Origin of the sequence: Labrys sedimenti, assembly GCF_034424805.1 — a bacterium.
GTDB classification, from domain to species: domain Bacteria; phylum Pseudomonadota; class Alphaproteobacteria; order Rhizobiales; family Labraceae; genus Labrys; species Labrys sedimenti.
Genome location: NZ_JAXOUF010000002.1, coordinates 48693 through 68487, shown reverse-complemented (window position 1 = coordinate 68487; position 19795 = coordinate 48693). Strand labels below are relative to the sequence as shown.

The following is a 19795-nucleotide window of genomic DNA, read 5'->3' as shown; positions in this document are numbered from 1 at the left end:
CCGGTCTCTCATGTTAAGAGACCGGTCTCAATAAAAAATCCAGGGGAAATAAATGAAGAATCCCAATCGACGTGACGTGATGGCCGTCACCGCGCTCGGCGCACTGGCGTGGATAACGGCAGGCGGGGCGCGCGCCGCGGCGAACAGCAATCCCTACAATCTCATCGATGCGGGCACGATCAGCGTCGGCAGCATGGGGGATGCCAAGCCCTACACCTTCACGGATGCCAATGGCGAATTCAGTGGCTTTGACATCGAACTGTTCCGGGACGTCGCGCGCAGGCTGGGCTTCGACAAGGACCACGTGACATTCACCGGTCAGGATTTCTCCGCCCTGCTTCCCTCAGTCGCCAATGGCCGCTTCGACGTAGCCGTCGCCGCCATCGGCACCACGGAGGCGCGCAAGAAAACCGTCGATTTTTCCGATGGCTATCTGGCCGGCTACCTGACGGTTCTGACCTCGCAGGCCGGGATCAAGAGCGCCGACGATCTCGTCGGCAAGCGCGTGGGCGCCGTGCAGGGCACGCTGCAGGAGACCTACGCGAAGACCCACTTCACCAAATCGGACATCGTCAACTTTCCGGACAATAATTCGGCCATCTCCGCCCTCAACAGCGGCACGGTCGATGCCCATTTCCTCGATTACGAAGCGGCCAAGCAATATGGAGAGCGCTTCAAGGGCCTGAAGCTGGCGATCAACATCCCCTCCTTCGACGCGCCTGCCGGTTTCGTCGTCAAGAAGGGCAACGATGCCCTTCGCCAGGCCCTGAACAAGGCACTCCATGACGCCATGCAGGATGGCACCTGGAAAACGCTCTACGCCAAATGGTTCCCGGGATCGCCGATGCCCGAGCAATATTTGCCCAAATGACGTCTGCCCGAATGACGTTTGCCCAGCGAGGCACCTGAGAGCCAGCGTGAAGACGAGAAAGGCCGCATCGAGCTTGCGCCCGCCTCTCTTTCGTTTCCATTGGAGCAAACCGCGTTCATGACTGAACGCTCATTTGCTCTCACTCCTTGTTTCCAAGCAAATCCGACGGATTGGCTGGAGCGCCCTTGCGATTGAAGGCGATCCAGTCAGATCGCAAAACGCTTTGGCTTGCCACGAAAGACCACCCAATGAGCTGGTTCGATATCCTCCAGCGGAGTTTCTTCGATTGGGACTCCATGGCGGAAGTGCTGCCCAACATGCTGATGGTGGGCTTGAAGAATACCCTGATCCTGGCTGCCGCCTCGACATTGCTGGGCATCGTGATCGGCATGGTGCTCGCTGTGATGGGCATCTCCCGCGCAGCCTGGATCCGCCTGCCCGCCCGTATCTACACCGATGTCTTTCGCGGCCTGCCGGCCATCGTCACCATCCTGCTGATCGGCCAGGGCTTTGCCGGCATCGGCCGCCAGATCTTCGGTCCATCGCCCTATCCGCTCGGCATCCTGGCGCTGAGCCTGATCGCCGGCGCCTATATCGGCGAAATCTTCCGGGCGGGCATCCAGAGCGTGGAGCGCGGCCAGCTCGAAGCCTGCCGTGCCCTCGGCATGACCTATCCCAAAGGCATGCGCCTCATCGTCATCCCCCAGGGCGTGCGCCGCGTGCTGCCTGCTTTGGTCAACCAGTTCATCGGCAACATCAAGGATTCGAGCCTGGTCTACTTCCTCGGACTGCTGGCATCCGAACGGGAGCTCTTCCGCGTGGGCCAGGACCAGGCCGTGGTCTCGGGCAATCTCTCGCCCCTGATGCTGGCCGGTATTTTCTACCTCGTCATCACCGTGCCGCTGACGCATGTCGTCAACACCATCGATAGGCGCCTGCGTATCGGCCGCAAGGTCAGCACGGTTACCAGCGGTCTGGAGGAGGTGCGCGAGCTTGACGAAACGTCGGCAGGCAACCCTTCGGACGAGGGGAAGGAAGCCGGCCGGCCCGTGGCGATCCGGGGCGCTCGCCTCGATGTCGTCGGCCTCAACATGGCCTATGGCGATTTCAAGGTCCTGAGAGGGGTGAGCCTGAAGGCCGAAGCCGGCACGATCACCTGCGTGATCGGCCCCTCGGGGTCCGGCAAGTCGACGTTGCTGCGTTGCCTCAACCGCCTCGCCGAGCCCGTTGCGGGCGATATTCGTCTGGACGGGCAGAGCGTGCTTGGCATGAAGCCGGACCTGCTCCGCCGCCGTGTCGGCATGGTATTCCAGCAGTTCAATCTCTTCCCCGATCATACGGCGATCGGCAATGTCGAACTCGCCTTGCGCAAGGTCCAGGGGCTGTCACCGGCCGAATCCCGCCGTATCGCCGAGGAACGCCTAGCCGAAGTGGGCCTGGCAACCCGGATGAGCCATCGGCCGATCGACCTGTCGGGCGGACAGCAGCAGCGCGTGGCCATCGCCAGGGCGTTGGCGCTCAAGCCTGAACTGATGCTGTTCGACGAAGTCACCAGCGCACTCGACCCGGAACTGGTGAAAGGCGTACTCAATCTCATGGCAAGGCTCGGCAAGAGCGGCATGACCATGGTCGTGGTCACGCATGAGATGAATTTCGCCCGCCGGGTCGCCGACCAGGTGGTGTTCATGGACGAGGGACAGGTCATCGAGGCCGGTCCCCCGGATGCCATCTTCGGCAACCCCCAAAGCCCCCGCCTGCGGCGCTTCCTGTCGGAAATGCTGTGAGGGCCGCGGCCCTCGTCCAGATCAATCCTGCCTTGAAAGTACCAGCCATGACTGCAGTTTCGTCCACATCCCGCGCCATCGTCGTCGGCGGCGGCATCTTCGGCGTCTCGACCGCCACCCATCTCGTCCGCCTCGGCATCGCCACCACCCTGGTGACGGAGAGCCAGCCGGCCAGCGGCGCCTCGGGGCGCTCCCTGGCCTGGCTCAATTCGTCACGGCGACGCTCGGCGGCCTATCACCAGTTGCGCATGATCGGCATCGATCGCTACCGCACCCTGGCGGCACGCCATCCCGAGGCGGCCTGGCTGCGCTTCGACGGCGGCCTGACCTGGGATGCCGATGACGCGACCAACGAGATCCACTCCGTCTTCGCCCACGAGCGGGCCCTGGGATATGACGCCCTCCTCCTTTCCCCCGAAGAGGTTGCCGACGTGACACCCGGCATCGACCAGCGAGCGATCACGCCCCAGGGCGCGATCTTCAATCCCGGCGAAGGCTGGGTCGACCTGCCGTCGGTGATCGAGGTGATGCTGGCTGAATTCATCGAAAAAGGCGGTATCCTGGTCACCGATGCAGGCAAGGCCAGCGTAAGGCTCACGGCCGGACGCGTCAGTGGTGTCTCGACCGCCGACGGGCGCCTGTTCGAGGCCGATGCGGTCCTGGTCGCGACCGGCGCCGACGTTCCCGCCCTCGTCGCCAGGGAAGGGCGGTTCATCGCCGACGCCACCCCGATCGCACTCCTCGTCCGCACCAAGCCGCTCGCAACCAGGCTGCGTGCCGTGCTGAACACACCGCGCGTCGCGGTTCGCCCCACGCCGAGCGGCGCGCTCGTGCTCGACTCCGCCTGGTCGGAAGAAGAAATCGTGGTGCGCGACGATGGCAGCTTCGACATCCGGCAATCCACCATTCGCGGCCTGCTGGAAGAAGCCTCCAGGGTGCTGGAGGGCAACCCGACGCTGGAACTCGACGGCTATGGGGCCGGCCCCAAACCCATTCCGGGCGACGGTGACCCGGTCTTCGGGGCCGTCGAGGGCATTCCCGGCTACCACATCGCCTTCAGCCACAGCGGCGCGACGCTGGGGCTCATCGCCGGGGAACTCCTGGCCGGCGAGATCGCCAGTGGCTCCCCTCATCCCCTGCTGGCCCCCTTCCGGGCCGAGCGCTTTGCCAAAGCGGCCTGAAGCGCATCGCGTCAGCTCAGTGCCGACAATGCCTTGCCGACACGCACCTCGCCATCGCCGCCCTTCTCGATCAGGGTGGTGACGTCCTGAAGGATGTGTGGCAGGGCAAAGCCGGCCGTACAGGCAAGATAGCGCGGCTCGAAGCGCGGATTGAAGCGGGCCTTGAAACCGCGCAGCGCGTCGAAATTGGCGATGTGGTCGCCGAAACGGAACAGCAGCGGCGTGACGCGCTGCCAGGCCGGACCGAGATTTTCCCCGGCCTGAGCCGGGTTGGGCGTGAGGCCGAGATCGAAGCGCTTCGCTCCCCGTGCCTTGGCGAGGCGGATGAGGCGCAGCAGCATGAAATCGAGCGTCGAGATGCCGAGCTCCGGCAGATAGCGCAGGATGTCGACGGCCCATTCCTCATTGTCGGCACTGCGCATCACCACGGCAAAGCCGACCACCGCGCCGGCCCGGCGCAGGATGGCGCAGTCATTGGTCCGGATCCAGCCGGGCGAGAAACGCCCGACGACGAAGTGGCCCTCGCTTCGCCCGGTACCGGCAAGCCAGGAGCGGGATACGGCCTCCAGAGTCGGCATGATGGTGGCCGTGGCGCCGGCCGGAACCAGATCCAGGCTGAGGGCATGGATATCGGCCCAGGAGAAGATGGCATTGGCACCGGCATAGGGTTCGTCCGCCAAGCCGGTGAGATCGAGGCTGGCATGGTCGCCGATCGGCGTCAGCGTCAGGCCGGCCTCGAGATAATCGGCCCGCATCCGCGGCGAGGCGGACAGGATCACCGGCCACAGCCTTTGCTGCTCGGCCCTTTCGCCGAAGACCCAGAGCAGGTCCTGCACCATGGCAGGGTCGCCCATCGGATCGCCCAGCGCGATCGAGGAGGCCCCGGCGCGGGCCACCACCATGGCGGCATTGCCCTGGTCGTTGGCGAGCAGCATCTGCCCTGGCAGCAAAGCGAGCCGGGCCTCCGCCGAGGGCACCCGTGCAACCAGGCCCGATATGTCGATCGAAGCGGCCGGCACCAGGGCGATGCCGCCCTTCCAATAGGCGCTGAGGATACCGATGACGACGGCGGCTGCCACGGCCAGGCTGGTCGAGCGCAGGAAGCGCGACATCTCATCGCCATAGCCGAAGGTAACCCACAGCTCCGGCGTGTAGTCGACGAAGCGGAAGGCGAAGAAGCCGATCCATACCGTCACGGCCAGCATGGCGGCGATGGCACCGAGCAGGAGCGGCGAATAATCGATGCCGAACAGCCAGGCACCACGCGGAAAGGCCGGCCGGCTGAGCGCCAGCACCATGAGCGCGCAGCACAGGGTCAGCATGAAGCGCCAGTCCGCGCTGCGCAGCAGGGTGGCGACGGTGGCGATCACCAGGACGATCATCGCGGTACGCCAGGCGGCTTCCATGCGCCGGATCAGGCCGCGCGCCAGGAACAGCAGCGCCACGCCCGAAAGCGATGCGATGATATGGGCCGTTTCCACCACCGGCAGCGGCACCAGAGTGGTGAGCAGGATGCGCCGGGCTTCGGTGGCCGGCACCGCGCCGGTGATCAGCAGGGCGCCGCCGGCCAGGAACATGGCCCCCGCCACCAGGATCGGGGCGAGCGGCTTCATGATGCCGGCGACCTGGTCGACCATCTTGCCGACGACATGGCGGCGACGCGCCAGCTCATAGGCCCCCAGGATTGCCAAAGCGAGGGCAAAGGGCACGAAATAATAGATGACGCGATAGAGGATGATGCGGCCGAGCAGATCGTCCTTGGCGATGGTCGGCAGTGCGATCAGCATCGTGGTCTCGAACACGCCGATGCCGCCGGGCGCATGGCTGAGCACGCCGAGGAAAGCGGCCAGCACATAGATCACCATGAAGGTGAAGAAGGGTACGTTCGCCGCCTGGTCCGGCAGCAGGATGTAGAGCGCGCCTGCACCGGCGCAGACGTCGAACACGCCGAGCACGATCTGCGCGACGGTGACCTTGCCGCCCGGCAGCGGCATCGACCATCCCTCGACCGCGACCACGCGCCGGCCGGTGGAGACATAGAAGACATAACCGACGATCACCGCGATGATGGCGACGCCGATCGACATGTTGAGCGAGAGCGGCAAATGGTCGACGCCGGCCACCGATCCCGGCACCAGCACCAGGCCGAGCGCCAGCACAGCGCCCATGCCGAGCCAGAAGGTCAGCGTGCACACCAGGGTCAGGGCGGCGATCTGCGGGGCGGAGAGACCGGCCCCGCCATAAACCCGGTAACGCACGGCGCCGGCGGTCAGCAGAGGCACACCAAGCGTGTAGCTGATCGCATAGGAGGTGAAGGAGCCGATGGCCGCCGTGGAATAGGGAATGTCCTTGGCGCCGATCTGGCGCAAGGCCAGGCCGTCATAGCCGGTCAAGGCGAGATAGGAGAGCGCGGTGAACAGGATCGAGAGGGTGATCGCCACCGTCGGCGTGGCGGTGAAGGCGGCCACCACCTTTTCCGGTTCGACACCGCGCAGGATAGAGGCGAGCACGACGAGTGCACCCACGAACAGGCCGATCGACAGGATCGGCCCGACATAGCGCCAGGGCACGCGACGCAGCAGGCGCCGCACGGTGGAGAGCCTCTCATTCTCAGGCGGCAGGACGAGCAATCTCGCGGTCTGCTTGTTCTCGTCCTTGTTCGCCGTCACACACCAACTCCCGAAATACCGGCTCTTGTCGAACGGCTTGCCTTATGCGCGCAGGAAGACCGAATTGTGAAGAGGGACGTGGTGCGATTTGGCACGCCTGGAGTTCCAGCCTTCATGCGCCATCGATCGCCTTCAATCTTGCCAGCATCGCCTCGACCTCCACCTCGGGCAGTTTCGCGATGTCCTGGGCCAGCCGGTTGGCAAGCTCCGTGGCCTGCGGCGTCAGGCCGGCGGTGTCGACCACGACGCGCGGATCGGACAGCGCGGCCAGGCGCTGCAGATCCTCGGCCTCGTCCCAGATGATGTTGAAATGGGTGATGATCCGCTGCAGCAGGATCCAGGTCGGCTGCCCGCGCTTGCCATGCTCGAGTGCCGACAGGTAGGCCGCCGAGACGCCGAGCGCCTCCGCCATCGCCTTGAGGCTCTGGCCACGGGCCGCGCGCAGGGCGCGCAATCTGGCACCGAAGGGGGTCATCGCTCGCCGAGCCTGCGGATGCGGCGCAGCCGGACATAGAGGGCGCCGCTGCCGCCGTGCCCGTGATGCGCTTCCTCGAAGCCGAGGATCAGCGGCCTGAGATCGGCCATACGCAGCCATTGCGGCACCACGCGGCGCAGCACCCCGCGCTCGTCGCCCGAAAACGCCATGTCACCGCCTCCGCCACCACCCTTGCCGGTGATGACCAGCACCATGGAATAGCCGCGCATCTGGGCAATGGCGAGGAAGCCGCGCAAGGCGCCGTGGGCCTCGGCCTGGCGCATGCCGTGCAGGTCGATCCTGGCGTCGATGGCGCGTGTGCCGCGCACAACCTGGCGCCGCTCGCGCTTGTCGATGGGCGCTATCGGCGGTATCGGCGGCGCGGGCGGCGGCTTGACCGGACGGCTGGCCGCGGATTTCGGCTTCGCGGGCGATTTGACGGGCGTCGTCTCCGGCGCGGGCAGCGTTTCCGCTGCCTTCGTCGCGGCCTTGGCGACGGCCAGCTTGCGGCGACGGCGTTTCAACGGGGTGATTTCCCGGGTGACGAAGGCCCAGAGCTCACTGTCTTCGGCGGTCAGTCCCTTGCGGCGGGTCATGGTCGCCCCCCGGCACCGCCATTCTTGCCAGGCTGTGACTTGGGCCATAGCACGTAGAAGCCGCCGCCATGGCGGACCGCGCCGGCAACCGCCCCTGCCTTGGCGCCCGATCCGAAGAAGATATCGGCCCGGGCCGGGCCGATGATGGCCGATCCCGTGTCCTGGGCGATCATCAGCTTGCGGATGGGTTCGGGCTTCACCCCACCGCCGACATTGGGAATCGCGGTCTCGACGAAGACCGGCAAGCCATAGGGCCAGATCCTGCGATCGATCGCGATGGAGCGCAGCGGCGTGACCGGCAGGCCCTCACCGCCGATCGGGCCGGCATCGGCACCGAGAAAGGGTGCGACCTTGAAGAAGACGAAGGATTTGTTCACCCACATCACCTCGCGCGCCTCCTTCGGGTCGCGCGCCAGGAAATCCCTGAGGCCCGCCATGGTGACGTCGCGGGGCGGTATGTTGAGCCTCTCCGCCACTGCCCTGCCGATGGCGGAATAGGGCTGGCCGTTCTTTCCCGCATAGGCAAAGCGCACCACGCTGCCGGTCGGCAGCCTCAGCCGCCCCGAACCCTGCACCTGCATGAAGAAGCGGTCGACGGGATCGGCGACATAGGCGATCTCGAGCCCCCGCCCATCCAGGGCTCCCTGCTCGATCGCCTTTCGGTCGGGATAGACCTCCAGGCTGCCGTCAAGCTTGCGCCGGGCTGCGCTGTAGCCTTCGAAGCCGGGAGGAATGGCATTGGGCTCGAAACTGACCAGATCCGCCGGCCGGTCATAGAGCGGGGTCTGATACTCGCCCTCCCGCACCAGCGATCCGCGGATCTCCGGCTCGTAATAGCCGGTATAGAAGGCCTTTCCGCCGGTAGGCCCGCTGCCCTTGCGCGTAGTGATGCGCCAGGCGTCGAAATGGGCCTGGAAGAAAGCGCGAGCCGCGGGGGCCTCCAGCGCGCCGCGCTTCAAGGCCTCGCGGCAAAGGCTCGCCAGGCCTTCGGGAACCGGTACGCCGGCATCGAGAGCGGGATTGTTCTCGGCCTGGGAGCGGCATGAAGCGAGCCAGACCTGCCAGGCCTTGGCGTGGTCGTCGCGCTTCCATCCCGCAAGCTTGCCGAACGGCACCAGTGTGGCCGTCGCTCCCGCCGGAAGCGGGGGCGGCGACGGCCGCTCGCCGGCCCAGGCTATGCCGGCCGCGACGAAGAAAGCGGCAAAAGGCCCGACTCGGCGCAAGATCCCCATGACATCGATACCGTGGCCCGCCTGCCTCTTCCGACCGCGCTCAACCGCCGGTCGCCACGAGGCGCCAATTGGGATCCTTCGTGCTGGTATCGCGCGCGAATGTCCAGGTATCGGAGACAACAGCCACCTGATCGACGCTGCCGTCGACAACCGCGCCATTCCTGTCCTTGGTGGCGCTGATCATCTGCGAGACGAAATTGACGGTCAGTTCGGCGACGCGCCCCTTGACGCCGGCAGCGACGATATCGGCCTTGTCGATCGAAACGAAATTGGCCTGCACGGTCTCGCCGCGCGCCTCCCGCTCGGTGATGTCCTGGGAAAACGCGTCGAAATTCTCGCGTGACAGCAGGTTCTTCAGCGTCTTGCGGTCACCGTTGTTGAAGGCGGTGACGATCATCTCGTAGGCCGCCTTGGCGCCCGGGACGAAACTCTGGGGCTGGAAGCTCGGATCGACGACAGCAATCGCATCGAACCCAGCCGCCAGGGGCGTGTCCTTCTCGGCAAAGCCTTCCCAGCGGAAGCCCGGCGTCGGCGCCTGCGTCTCGATGGGGGATTCGGCATCGCGCTGCGGCGGATTGGCGCTCCGGTCGTCCCGAGATGCAGGCTGGGCATCGCGCCGCAATCCCTCGAATGTCGGGGGCTCGGCGCCGGTGCGCTCCCCAAGCACGGAACGCAGCTTGAAGATCACGAACACCGCGAGCCCCAGAAACACCAGCGTGATGATATCAAAACTACCCATTTGTGCCTTCAGCATCCCCACCGACCGAGTGATGACTCGAAATAACGGCTCCAGTCCCCTGTGGCAATGCCACAATCCTCACCTATATGGTGTGCGTCGGGCAGTTTGCCAGCTTCATGCTACCATGAAGGGCAAACATGGCCAGCATGCGGCGCATGCCGCCGCGCAAGGTCTTGCCTCAGAGGGAACCGCAAAGACGCATTTTTGGCAAAAAGCGTCTTTGCTCCAGGAGAAACGACACCGATGATCGCACGCAGCTTCAATGTTCCCGCCGGCTGGGCTTGGCTCGGCCTGGCCGGACTTGTGATCCTGCCCTTTGCGGAAATCGCCGCCTTCGTCTGGGTCGCGAGCCGGATCGGCATCGCCTTGGCGCTGATCGCCCTGGTGGCGACCTCCTTCATCGGCGCCTCGCTGCTGCGCCGGCAGGGCACAAGCGTATTCTCGCGCCTGATGCGAGCCATGCAGGGCGGCGAGCCGAACAACGGTGCCGCCCGCGAGAGCCTGATGGTGGCCCTCGGCGGCGTCCTGATGATCATTCCCGGTTTCGTCACCGACGTCATCGGCTTCGCCCTCCTGCTGCCGAGCCTGTTGCGGCAGTGGCGTGAAGGGCCGGTTCCAGCCCCCCAGGGGCGCACCAGCACGACGAGCAGCGATCCCAAGGTCGTCGATCTCGGCCGCGACGAATGGAAGCCGGTGGACGAATAGGGAATGCCATATCGAGGCGTTCATCGGCTCGGTGGCGCAGACCAGGTTTTGGTTGCCATTTCCCGGTCGCTTTCCAAAATCACTCCCTCTGCCTATTCAGGCCAGCAGCCCCCTCGCCTCCTCGTCGCCGAGCGGCGCGGGTCGTTCGCAAGCCTGCTCGATCAGCACCGGCCGCTTCTGCTCGGCGGCGGTGAGGATGCCTTCCATCACCGCAAGGACGTGCAGGCCAATCTCGCCGCTGGCGCGATGGGGACGGCCGTCGACGATCCCGCGTGCCATGTCGGCAAGGCCGAGGCCACGATAATTGGCATTGACGGGATGTTCCGCCGGCCAGTTCGGCTGGCCGAAACGGTCGCCGGACGAGGCATGGTTCTCCCAGGCTTCGCGCGGGCGGGCCAGCGCGACCTCACCGCCGAACCAGTTGGGATCGGGCACACGCAGCGAGGCTTCGGTGCCGTGCAACTCGATCGGCAACTGGCCGTGGGCCCAGACGTCCCAGCTTGCCAGGAAGGTGATCTGCGCGCCGGACTTGAAGGCGAGCAGGGCCTGGATGCTGGTCGGCGTCTCCACCACGATGCTCTGCCCCTTGAACGGCGAACTCTCCGTGGTCACCACTCGCTCCTCGAAGCCGCTCTGGCTCAAGGCCATGACCGAGGCGACCGGCCCCAGCAGGTTGACGAGGGTGGAGAGATAATAGGGACCCATGTCGAAGACAGGCCCTGCCCCGGGCTTGAAGAAGAATTCCGGGTTTGGGTGCCAGTGCTCCATGCCATGCCCGAGCACGGCGGCCGTGCCGATCAGCGGCCGGCCGATCTCGCCGGCATCGATCCGCAGCCTCGCCTGCTGGATGGCGGCGCCGAGCACCGTATCGGGTGCGCACCCCACCCTCAGCCCCTTCGCCTTCGCCGCTTCCATCAGCGCAATGCCGTCGGTGAGACGCGTGGCGATGGGCTTTTCGCCATAGACATGCTTGCCGGCCGCAATTGCGGCGCGCGAGACCTCGGCATGCGCCTCGGGTATGGTGAGGTTCAGCACGATGTCGACATCGTCGCTCGCCAGCAGCGCCTCGATGCTGCGCCGCTGCAGATTGTATTTCTGGGCCTGCTTCTTGGCCGCTTCCTCCCTGAGATCGGCGCAGGCGATGAAATCGAAATCGCGAAACAGGGCGGCATTGAGAAGATAGATGTCCGAAATATTGCCGCAGCCGATCAATCCGACGCGCAAAGGCATGATGGTCTCCTGAAGATTTGGTGTGCCGATCTCCTGATCGGCACGTTTTGCAGCCTGTCCCGATCTGGAGATCGGCACACCCTTCAAAACCCCGCCAGCTTGCGCATGGCCTCGCCGCTCACCGTGGCGAAGCGCTTGAGGTCCGAGGGGTTGTCGTGCTCGGCGACCATGATCTCGGCGCCCGCGGCCACGCAGAGCGGCCAGATCGTCGCCCAATCCACCACGCCGGTGCCGACATCGGCCCAGCCGTCCTCGTTCACCTTCTCGCCGGCGGGCGCGATGTCCTTGACATGGACGAGCGGCATGATGGCGCCATAGCGCGCGATCCAGGGCTTGGGATCGGCATTGGCCCTGACGATCCAGGCGATATCCGCTTCCCATTTCACACCGTCGACGAGCAGGTGCTCGATCGGATAGGAGCCATCCGACAGGGCGATGAACTCGAAATCGTGATTGTGCCAGGCAAAGCCATAGCCGGCCTCACGGGCCTTGCGCGCCACGGCCGCCAGCCGCGCGCCGAACGCCTTCCATCCCGCCGCATCCTTGGGGCGGGCATCGGGCACCAGATAGGGCGCCACGATGGTTTCGATGCCCAGCGCCTCGGCAATGCGAAGATTGCGATCGAGATCGGCCTCCAGGGAATCGATGCCGAAATGGCCGCTCTTGGCCGTCAGGCCGAATTCCTTGAACAGGCGGGCGGCGGCGGGCACGTCCTCGTAGAAGGCGCCATAGGGCTCGACATTGCTGAAGCCGGCCTCGGCGATCGTCCTGAGCTGGCCCTCGAGCGGCGGGAAGTTACGCCCGGAATAGAGCTGGAACGACAGGGGATGTTGCAAAGTCATGGCGGGTCCTTTCATAAAATGAGAAAAATCAACGGGTTGGGTGGCAATCGCGGCAGGGCTTCTTCACAGGCGTTCTCCGCTTTCCGCGTCGAACAGCGAGGCACGCCCGACGTCGAAATGAAAATCGATCTCGTCCCCAGGCCCGCTTTCATTGTCGCCATCGACACGGATGGTGGCGGGCTTGCCGGCGAAGCTGGTCCACAGCACCGTCTCGGCGCCCATCGGCTCGACGATGTCGATTTTTCCGCGGGCAGCATGCCGGCCCGATGGCGCGGAGCCGACATCGATATGCTCGGGTCGGATGCCCAGCACCGCCTTGCGTGCGCCGGGATCGGCAGAGAACGCGTAGGCGGCAAGGTCGATGCTCTCGCCGTCGGCTTCGAAACGCCAGCTGCCCGGCCCTCCCGAAAGCCGGCCTTCGATGAAGTTCATGCCGGGCGAGCCGATGAAGCCCGCCACGAACTGGTTGGCCGGCTTGTGGTAGATCTCGAGCGGGCTCGCCAATTGCTGGATGACGCCGCCCTTCATCACGGCGATGCGGTCGGCCAGGGTCAAGGCCTCGATCTGGTCATGCGTGACATAGATCATGGTGTTGCCGAGGCCCTGGTGGAGCTTCTTGATCTCCACGCGCAGCTCGTTGCGCAGCTTGGCGTCGAGATTGGACAGGGGCTCGTCGAACAGGAAGACGTCGACATTGCGCACCAGGGCGCGGCCGATGGCGACACGCTGGCGCTGGCCGCCCGACAATTCGGAGGGCTTGCGCTGCAGGAGCGGATCGAGATGCAGGAGCTTGGAGGCCTTGGCGACACGCGCGGCGATCTCCGCCTTGGGCACGCGGGCCATTTTAAGGCCGAAGGACATGTTGCCCTCCACGCTCATGCGCGGATAGAGCGCGTAGGACTGGAACACCATGCCGATGCCGCGATCGGCCGGCTCGGCCCAGGTGACGTTCTTGCCCGAAATCCAGATCTCGCCGTCGCTGATCTCCAGGAGACCGGCGATGGCGTTCAGCAAGGTGGACTTGCCGCAGCCCGAGGGTCCGAGCAGCACGATGAACTCGCCCTGGCGGATGTCGAGCTGGAGATTGTCGATGACGGACACGGCGCCGTAGCGGATCGACAGATCCTTGACGGAGACGGAGAAAGGCGTGGTGTGCATGCGCTTTATCCTTTCACCGCGCCGGCGGCGATGCCGCGCACGAACCAGCGTCCGGAGACGAAATAGACAATGAGCGGCACGGAGGCGGTCAGCAGGGTCGCCGCCATGTTGACGTTGTAGGCCCGCTCGCCCGTGGTGGAATTGACGATGTTGTTGAGCTGCACCGTCATCGGCGAGTTGGATCCGCCGGCGAAGGTCAGGCCGAGGATGAAGTCATTCCAGATGCCGGTGACCTGCAGGATGGCGGCCACGATCAGCATCGGCGTCGACATCGGCAGGATGACGTGGAAGAAGATCTGCCAGAAGCCGCCGCCATCCACGCGTGCAGCCTTGAACAATTCGGCCGGCAGGCTGGCATAGTAGTTGCGGAAGATCAGCGTCATCAGCGGCATGCCGAAGATGGTGTGCACGATCACGATGCAGGGCAGGGTCTGGAAGATGCCGGCCAGCGAAGAGACGCGCACCAGCGGGTAGATGAAGACCTGATAGGGAATGAAGGCGCCGATCAGCAGGATGCCGAACAGCAGGTTGGCGTAGCGCACGTTCCACAGCGACAGCGCATAGCCATTGATCGCGCCGGCGGCGATGGAGATCACCACGCTGGGGATGAGGATCTTCACCGAGTTGAGGAAGCCGACGCTGATGCCGTTGCAGGCCAGGCCCGTGCAGGCTGACGACCAGGCCTTGCTCCAGGCGGCGAGATCGAAGGCCAGCGGCAGGGCGAAGATCTGGCCCTGGCGGATCTCCTCCATGGTCTTGAGCGAAGTCAGCACCATCACCACGGCCGGCAGCAGGAAGAAGGCGGCTGCCACGACGAGGAAGACATAGAGGCCGATGCGGCCGGGGGTCAGGCGGGCCGGCTTGCGCCCGCGTGGTGTCTCGAGGGCGCTCATGCTGGCCTCCGCGACTGCCGGCGGAAATAGGTATGGTAGAGCCATGGCGAGACCACGCAGATCACCGTGATCAGCATCATCGTCGAGGCCGCCGTCGCGAGGCCGATATTCTGGCGCTGGCCGAGATTGTCCATCACGAATTTGGCCGGCATTTCGGAGGCCGTACCGGGCCCGCCATTGGTGAGGGCGACCACCAGGTCATAGACCTTGATCACCGCGATGGAGAGCAGCACCGTCGCCGTGGTGATGGTGGGGGTGAGGATCGGCAGGATGATGGAGACATAGACGCGCCAGGTCGGGATACGGTCGATCTTGGCTGCCTTCCACAATTCGGTGTCGACGCCGCGCAGCCCCGCCAGCATCAGCGCCATCACCAGGCCCGAGGCCTGCCAGATTGCGGCGATCACCAAGGCGAAGACGGCAAGATTCGAATTCACCGCCCAGTCGAAGGTAAAGCTCGTCCAACCCCAATTGCGCACCGTGTTCTGGATACCGAGATTGGGGTTCATCAGCCACTGCCAGATCAGGCCAGTGACGATGAAGGACATCGCATAGGGATAGAGGAAGATGGTGCGGAACGTGTTTTCGAAGCGGATCTTCTGGTCGAGCGCCACCGCCAGCAGGAAGCCGACGATCAGGCAGCAGACAATGAAGAGCACGCCGAACACGACCAGATGCCACACCGAAACCTGCCAACGATCGGAGGCAAACAACCGGACATACTGGTCGAAACCAACGAAATTGTAGACCGGCAGCAGCTTGGAGCCGGTGAAGGAGATGACGATCGTCCAGATCATCGTGCCGATATAGGCGGCGACGACGATGATCCAGGCCGGTATCAGGGCCAGGGCCGCCATGTTCAGACGGTAGGGCCGACGATTGGGACGCGACAATCTTGCAGGCTCGGCCATTGCGACCTCCTTCAGGATCCGTCTTGCGGTGGGATTTGGCGGGCCGCTCTCCAGCCCGGCTTGCCGGCGCGCAGGTCGGGCGGGCCTGAAGACCCGCCCCCGATGAACCTACTGCGCCGACTTCAGCGCATCCGCGAACTTGGCGGTGAACTCTTCCGGCGTCTGGCTCTTGTTGTTCCAGAAATTGGTGATGACATCCTCGAGCGCACCGACCAGGTCGGCACTGGCCAGCATGTCGATCACCGGCGTCTGATGCGTGGGGTCGGCGAGCAGCTTCATGCCCTTCTGTGCGCACAGATCGAACTTGCTGGCATCGACATCGGTACGCACCGGCATCGAGCCCTTCTGGATGTTGAACAACACCTGCGTCTCAGGCGACAGCATGGTCGAAGCGAGGAGGTTCTGCGCCTTGATCTGGGCCGCGTCGGTCGTCTTGGGGAAAACGAAGACGTCACCGCCGATCACCAGTTCCTTGTCGTCGATACCGATCTGGCAGTAGAAATCCTTGCCCGCCTCCTTGTTGGCCGCCTTGAACTCGCCCTTGGCCCAGTCGCCCATGAACTGCACGCCGGCCTTGTTGGTGATCAGGAGGGCCGTGGTATCGTTCCAGTTGCGCCCCGGCGATCCCGCATCGGTGTAGCCGCGCAACTTGCCGAAAATCTCGACCGATTTCTTGAACTCGGGTGTATCGATAGCGGTGGCATCGTTCTTGGCATAGAGCCGCGTGAACGTGTCCTTGCTGACCGATTGCAGCACGACGTTGAACAGCAGACGCTCCTGCCAGGGCTCGCCGCCCTGTGCCAGCGGGGTGAAGCCAGCCGCCTTGATCTTGTCGAGGGCGACAAAGAAATCATCCCAGTTGGTAGGCACCGCGGTGACACCGGACTTGTCGAGCACTTCCTTGGAATAGAAAGCCCAGTTCTGGCCATGCACGTTCACCGGAACGGCATACATATGCCCCTCGCGGCTCGCGGCTTCGATGAAGGAAGGCGGCAGGAAGCTCTTCCATTTGCCTTCCTCGGCAACCTGGTCGACGGTGTTGAGCAGGCCCTGGCTGACCAGATCGTCGAACTGCTTGCCGGTGTTGAACTGCGAGGCCGTGGGCGGATTGCCGCCGACGATGCGGTTGATTGCAGCCGAACGTGCAGCCTGCCCCCCGGCGACGGCCGAGTCGACCCAGACGCCGCCAGCCTTGGTGTACTGGTCGGCGAAGACCTTCACGGCCGCCGCCTCGCCACCCGATGTCCACCAATGCATCACTTCGGCCTTGGGCTTGTCCTGGGCCAAGGCCTGGCCTGAAAGCTCCAGCCCGGCCAGGGCCAGGGCCAGGGCGGCAAGCGCGCCACGGGTACTGAACACGCCGGCAAGCATGGAGCGTGCCGGAGCCCGCAGCAGAAACGCCCTCGTTTTTTCCATGGACATCCTCCCTAAAGGATCGCATGCTGTGTTTATGTAATCGATTGCACGCGCCGGGATATTGATTGCGATCGGGGTTCGTGTCAAGGGGATTGGCTCAGGGCTCCGGTCGCACCCGCAACAGGCAGATGGCAGAGCTTTTTCGAAGTTTTGCCAGCAGGTTGGAGAACGGTAGTCCCATGCCGCCCGCCAAGGAACGAGCCAGACGCATCCAGAGGCGCGCCCCGCGTGATGCCTCCAAGGTCCGCATCGGCGACGTGGCGCGCGCCGCCGGCGTCTCGACCGCCACCGTCAGCCGCGCCCTCACCTTTCCCGACCGCGTCCAAGCCGAGACCCGCGAACGCGTGCTCATGGCCGTGCGAGAACTCGGCTACACGCCCAACAGCGCTGCCCGGCAGTTGCGTGCCGGCTCCTCGCGCACCGTGCTGGTGGTCGTCGGGCCCCGGCGCAATCCGCCCTTCTTCAGCGAGGTGCTCAGGGGCATCGACGTCGCCCTGTCCCAGGCCGGCTATGCCGTGCTGATGGGCAATCTCGACAGCGTCGACGGCAAGGAGAAATATCTGGTCGACCTCGTCTTCGGCGGCCATATCGATGGAGCGCTGGTGCTTGCCTCGACGGTGCCCTCGCATGCCGGACGCACCATCGCCGACTCCGGTATTCCCATCGTCGGCGTCTGCGCCGAGACGGATGTTCCAGGCATACCGGCGGTGGTGGTCGACGACGAGGTCTGCTGCAGGGCCCAGACACGTTATCTTCTCGACAGGGGCCATCGGAATCTGGCCTATCTCGCCGGCCCCAGGGGCAATTACAACGAGCGCCATCGCTATGCCGGCTTCCAGGCCGAAATCGCCGCCGCCGGCCTCGGGCCCGATGATTTCGTACGGTTCGAGGGCCGTTACGACTTTGCCTCCGGAGTCGCCTCGGGCAAGGCCTTCCTGGCCCTGGATCGTCGCCCAACCGGGGTGGTCGCCACCAGCGACGAGATGGCGATCGCCTTCATGACGACCATCCGACGCAGCGGCCTCAGGGTGCCGCAGGACGTGTCCATCGTCGGCTTCGACGGCATCGAGTTCGGCGATTTCGTCGAACCGACCCTGACCACCATTCGCCAGCCGCGCTTCGAACTCGGATCCACCGGCGCAGCCCTTCTGCTCGCGATGATGCGGGGCGAAACCATCCCGGACCGGTTGACCATGCTGAAGGGCGTTCTCGACGAGCGCGAGAGCGCGGGATCGGTAACGGAATGAGCGCCAAGGAAGCGAAGGGAACGGCGAGATCGAGGATCGCCCCCTCCAGCGCCGTTCTTCTACCGGAGCGCGGGCTCGGTTGGTTCGAACTGGCTTATGCGGTCACCATGGACGGCCGATTGGCCTGCCTCGATGCCGGTCGTGACATGCTGGCCCCGGGGCGCGAGCCATCCCCCAAACCCACGTCGACGATAGGCAGGCTCACGACCTTCGACGGCGAGTGGCAGGGAAACCAAACGCATTTTTCTTTGGAATTCGACTATCCGGTCTTCGACGGAATACCCGGCGGCGGCTGGATCATCGCCGACGCGCGTTGCCGCCAGGGGCAGGACAATGCCCGACATCTGGCCGAAGACGGAACCGTGCTGCGGCGCTTCTGCCTGGGCGATGCCATCGAACATCTGCAATGTGACAGCGAGGGCAGGATCTGGTGCGGCTATTGGGACGAAGGGGCCTTGATCAATCGCGCCTGGGGCCGGGGAGGACCGGGCATGCGGGCCAGCGGCCTGATGCGCTTCGCCGCCGACGGAACGGCGTTGTGGTCGCAGGGCGTGGCCCAGGCTGGCTTCCCCGTGGTCGATTGCTATGCGCTGAACGTCGAGCGCAAGGAGATCTGGAGCTGCTACTACACCGACTTCCCCATCCTGCGTGTCGAACCGTCGGGCAAGCAGCAGCTCTGGTCCAACGACATCAGCGGGGTGAAGGCCATCGCCATGGATCGCCATCTCTGCCTGCTGATCGGCGGCTACGCCCAAGACAGCCACCGCATCGTGCTGTTCCGCCTCAGCAGCCATCAGGTCAAGATTCTCGCCGTCTTCGATCTCGACCTCGGCTTCAGCCGCGAACGGCCGGCCCGACTGCTTGTAGCCCGGCACGACACCTTGCATGTCGTGCGGGATGAGCACTGGCATCGGCTGAGCGTGACGGATGTGGCCCTGGCGGCCGGGGTTTACTACTGAAATCGGGCGCCTGAAGGTTCCTCTTCCACAAGGTGAACAAATCCTTCCTTGCATGGCCGCGAAAAATCCCTATATTGCGACTGTCTCGATGAGACATCTCATAGATGGTCCACTGGATCATTGGTTTTGAGAGTGGGCCCCACCCGGGACCCGCTCTTTTTGTTTCGAGGGTTACGTGACCGAACCCGAAGCCATTGTCAGCCAGGCCGATTCGTCGGCCGACGCGTTGAACGAACCGCGCCGTCTCACCGAGACTGGCGTTGCCGCACGCGTGGCAGAAATCACCGAGCGCACCATCCTGCCGCTCGGCTACCGCCTCGTGCGGGTGCGCCTCAACGGCAATAATGGCGGCACCGTGCAGATCATGGCCGAACGTCCCGACGGCACCATGACCGTGGAGGATTGCGAGCTGATCTCCAAGACGCTCTCGCCCGTCCTCGACGTCGACGATCCAATCGGCAAGGCCTATCACCTGGAGATCTCCTCGCCGGGGATCGACCGCCCCCTGGTTCGCGTCAGCGACTTCCAGCGCTGGGCCGGGCACGAGGCCAAGATCGAGATGACCCTGATCGTGGCCGGCCGCCGCCGGTTCCGGGGCATCCTGCTGGGCGCCGAAGGCAGCAAGGCCAGGATTCGTCGCACCGATGCCGGTCCCGGTGAGGCCACCGACGTGGACTTGAAGGTCGACGAGATGAGCGAGGCCCATCTCATCCTGACCGACGCGCTGGTGACGGAATCGCTGCGCCGCGCCAAGGTGGCCTCCAAGGCGCTGGCCGCGCAACTCGAGGCTCAGGAAGCGGCCGAGCTGGAGTCGGGCGAGAGCTCCGATCCGGAAACGCCGGCCAAGCAGCCGCATAGACAACCAAAAACCCGCTGAGAGGAAAGAA

At 64.8% G+C, this 19795-nt stretch carries 18 protein-coding genes; 7 read left to right on the top strand and 11 right to left on the bottom strand.

All coding sequences use genetic code 11. The features are described from left to right. Positions 1-79 precede the first annotated feature (79 nt). From U1R88_RS06700 to U1R88_RS06690, 3 genes are all read left to right on the top strand, one after another. Entirely contained in the window at positions 80-871 is a 792-nt protein-coding gene (locus tag U1R88_RS06700; RefSeq protein ID WP_322431348.1) for an ABC transporter substrate-binding protein, read from the top strand. Between the two features lie 248 nt (positions 872-1119). Next, positions 1120-2655 carry an amino acid ABC transporter permease/ATP-binding protein gene (locus U1R88_RS06695; protein ID WP_322430564.1) on the top strand — a complete coding sequence of 512 codons (1536 nt, stop codon included), beginning with the start codon at positions 1120-1122 and terminating at the stop codon, positions 2653-2655. Positions 2656-2702: 47 nt separating this feature from the next. Beyond that, on the top strand, positions 2703-3836 hold the full coding sequence (locus tag U1R88_RS06690; RefSeq protein WP_322430563.1) for an NAD(P)/FAD-dependent oxidoreductase: 1134 nt from the start codon (positions 2703-2705) through the stop codon (positions 3834-3836). An 11-nt stretch (positions 3837-3847) separates the two neighbouring features. Here U1R88_RS06690 and U1R88_RS06685 read toward each other — a convergent pair whose 3' ends face one another. The 5 genes from U1R88_RS06685 to U1R88_RS06665 all read right to left on the bottom strand — a co-directional run bounded on the left by U1R88_RS06685 (position 3848) and on the right by U1R88_RS06665 (position 9547). Then, positions 3848-6505, bottom strand: coding sequence for a phosphatidylglycerol lysyltransferase domain-containing protein (locus tag U1R88_RS06685; protein WP_322430562.1), 2658 nt, complete (start codon positions 6503-6505; stop codon positions 3848-3850). A gap of 112 nt (positions 6506-6617) precedes the next feature. Next, the gene (locus U1R88_RS06680) at positions 6618-6980 is read right to left on the bottom strand and encodes a helix-turn-helix domain-containing protein (RefSeq protein ID WP_068299543.1); all 363 of its coding nucleotides are present in this window, start codon (positions 6978-6980) and stop codon (positions 6618-6620) included. Next, positions 6977-7576 (bottom strand): Smr/MutS family protein, encoded by a 600-nt coding sequence (locus U1R88_RS06675; protein ID WP_322430561.1) that lies wholly within the window; start codon positions 7574-7576, stop codon positions 6977-6979. Before U1R88_RS06675 ends, U1R88_RS06680 begins: the two co-directional genes overlap by 4 nt. Next, positions 7573-8808, bottom strand: a complete 1236-nt coding sequence (mltA, locus tag U1R88_RS06670; RefSeq protein ID WP_322430560.1) for a murein transglycosylase A — start codon at positions 8806-8808, stop codon at positions 7573-7575. Before mltA ends, U1R88_RS06675 begins: the two co-directional genes overlap by 4 nt. Positions 8809-8848: 40 nt before the next feature. After that, the gene (locus U1R88_RS06665; RefSeq protein WP_322430559.1) at positions 8849-9547 is read right to left on the bottom strand and encodes a Tim44/TimA family putative adaptor protein; all 699 of its coding nucleotides are present in this window, start codon (positions 9545-9547) and stop codon (positions 8849-8851) included. A gap of 243 nt (positions 9548-9790) precedes the next feature. On the opposite strand from U1R88_RS06665, the gene U1R88_RS06660 reads away from it, so the two are divergent. Then, the gene (locus U1R88_RS06660; protein ID WP_322430558.1) at positions 9791-10252 is read left to right on the top strand and encodes an FxsA family protein; all 462 of its coding nucleotides are present in this window, start codon (positions 9791-9793) and stop codon (positions 10250-10252) included. A 96-nt stretch (positions 10253-10348) separates the two neighbouring features. On the opposite strand, the gene U1R88_RS06655 is transcribed toward U1R88_RS06660, so the two are convergent. The 6 genes from U1R88_RS06655 to U1R88_RS06630 form a co-directional block, all read right to left on the bottom strand. Next, positions 10349-11482, bottom strand: coding sequence for a Gfo/Idh/MocA family protein (locus U1R88_RS06655; RefSeq protein ID WP_322430557.1), 1134 nt, complete (start codon positions 11480-11482; stop codon positions 10349-10351). Between the two features lie 83 nt (positions 11483-11565). After that, on the bottom strand, positions 11566-12324 hold the full coding sequence (locus U1R88_RS06650) for a sugar phosphate isomerase/epimerase family protein (RefSeq protein WP_322430556.1): 759 nt from the start codon (positions 12322-12324) through the stop codon (positions 11566-11568). Positions 12325-12387: 63 nt separating this feature from the next. Beyond that, on the bottom strand, positions 12388-13482 hold the full coding sequence (locus U1R88_RS06645; protein ID WP_322430555.1) for an ABC transporter ATP-binding protein: 1095 nt from the start codon (positions 13480-13482) through the stop codon (positions 12388-12390). Positions 13483-13487: 5 nt separating this feature from the next. Then, positions 13488-14375 (bottom strand): carbohydrate ABC transporter permease, encoded by an 888-nt coding sequence (locus U1R88_RS06640; protein WP_068297355.1) that lies wholly within the window; start codon positions 14373-14375, stop codon positions 13488-13490. Beyond that, a complete protein-coding gene (locus U1R88_RS06635; RefSeq protein WP_068297358.1) occupies positions 14372-15286 on the bottom strand; it encodes a carbohydrate ABC transporter permease in 915 nt (304 codons plus the stop codon). Before U1R88_RS06635 ends, U1R88_RS06640 begins: the two co-directional genes overlap by 4 nt. A gap of 108 nt (positions 15287-15394) precedes the next feature. Continuing rightward, positions 15395-16702 carry an ABC transporter substrate-binding protein gene (locus U1R88_RS06630; protein ID WP_322430554.1) on the bottom strand — a complete coding sequence of 436 codons (1308 nt, stop codon included), beginning with the start codon at positions 16700-16702 and terminating at the stop codon, positions 15395-15397. Between the two features lie 179 nt (positions 16703-16881). Between U1R88_RS06630 and U1R88_RS06625 the strand changes: the two genes are divergently transcribed. From U1R88_RS06625 to rimP, 3 genes are all read left to right on the top strand, one after another. Then, a complete protein-coding gene (locus tag U1R88_RS06625) occupies positions 16882-17949 on the top strand; it encodes a LacI family DNA-binding transcriptional regulator (protein ID WP_322430553.1) in 1068 nt (355 codons plus the stop codon). Further along, complete coding sequence (locus U1R88_RS06620) at positions 17946-18908, top strand: hypothetical protein (RefSeq protein WP_322430552.1); 963 nt, start codon at positions 17946-17948, stop codon at positions 18906-18908. The genes U1R88_RS06625 and U1R88_RS06620 overlap by 4 nt, the downstream gene beginning before the upstream one ends. A 175-nt stretch (positions 18909-19083) precedes the next feature. Next, on the top strand, positions 19084-19785 hold the full coding sequence (gene rimP, locus U1R88_RS06615; RefSeq protein ID WP_322430551.1) for a ribosome maturation factor RimP: 702 nt from the start codon (positions 19084-19086) through the stop codon (positions 19783-19785). The last annotated feature ends 10 nt before the right edge of the window (positions 19786-19795 follow it).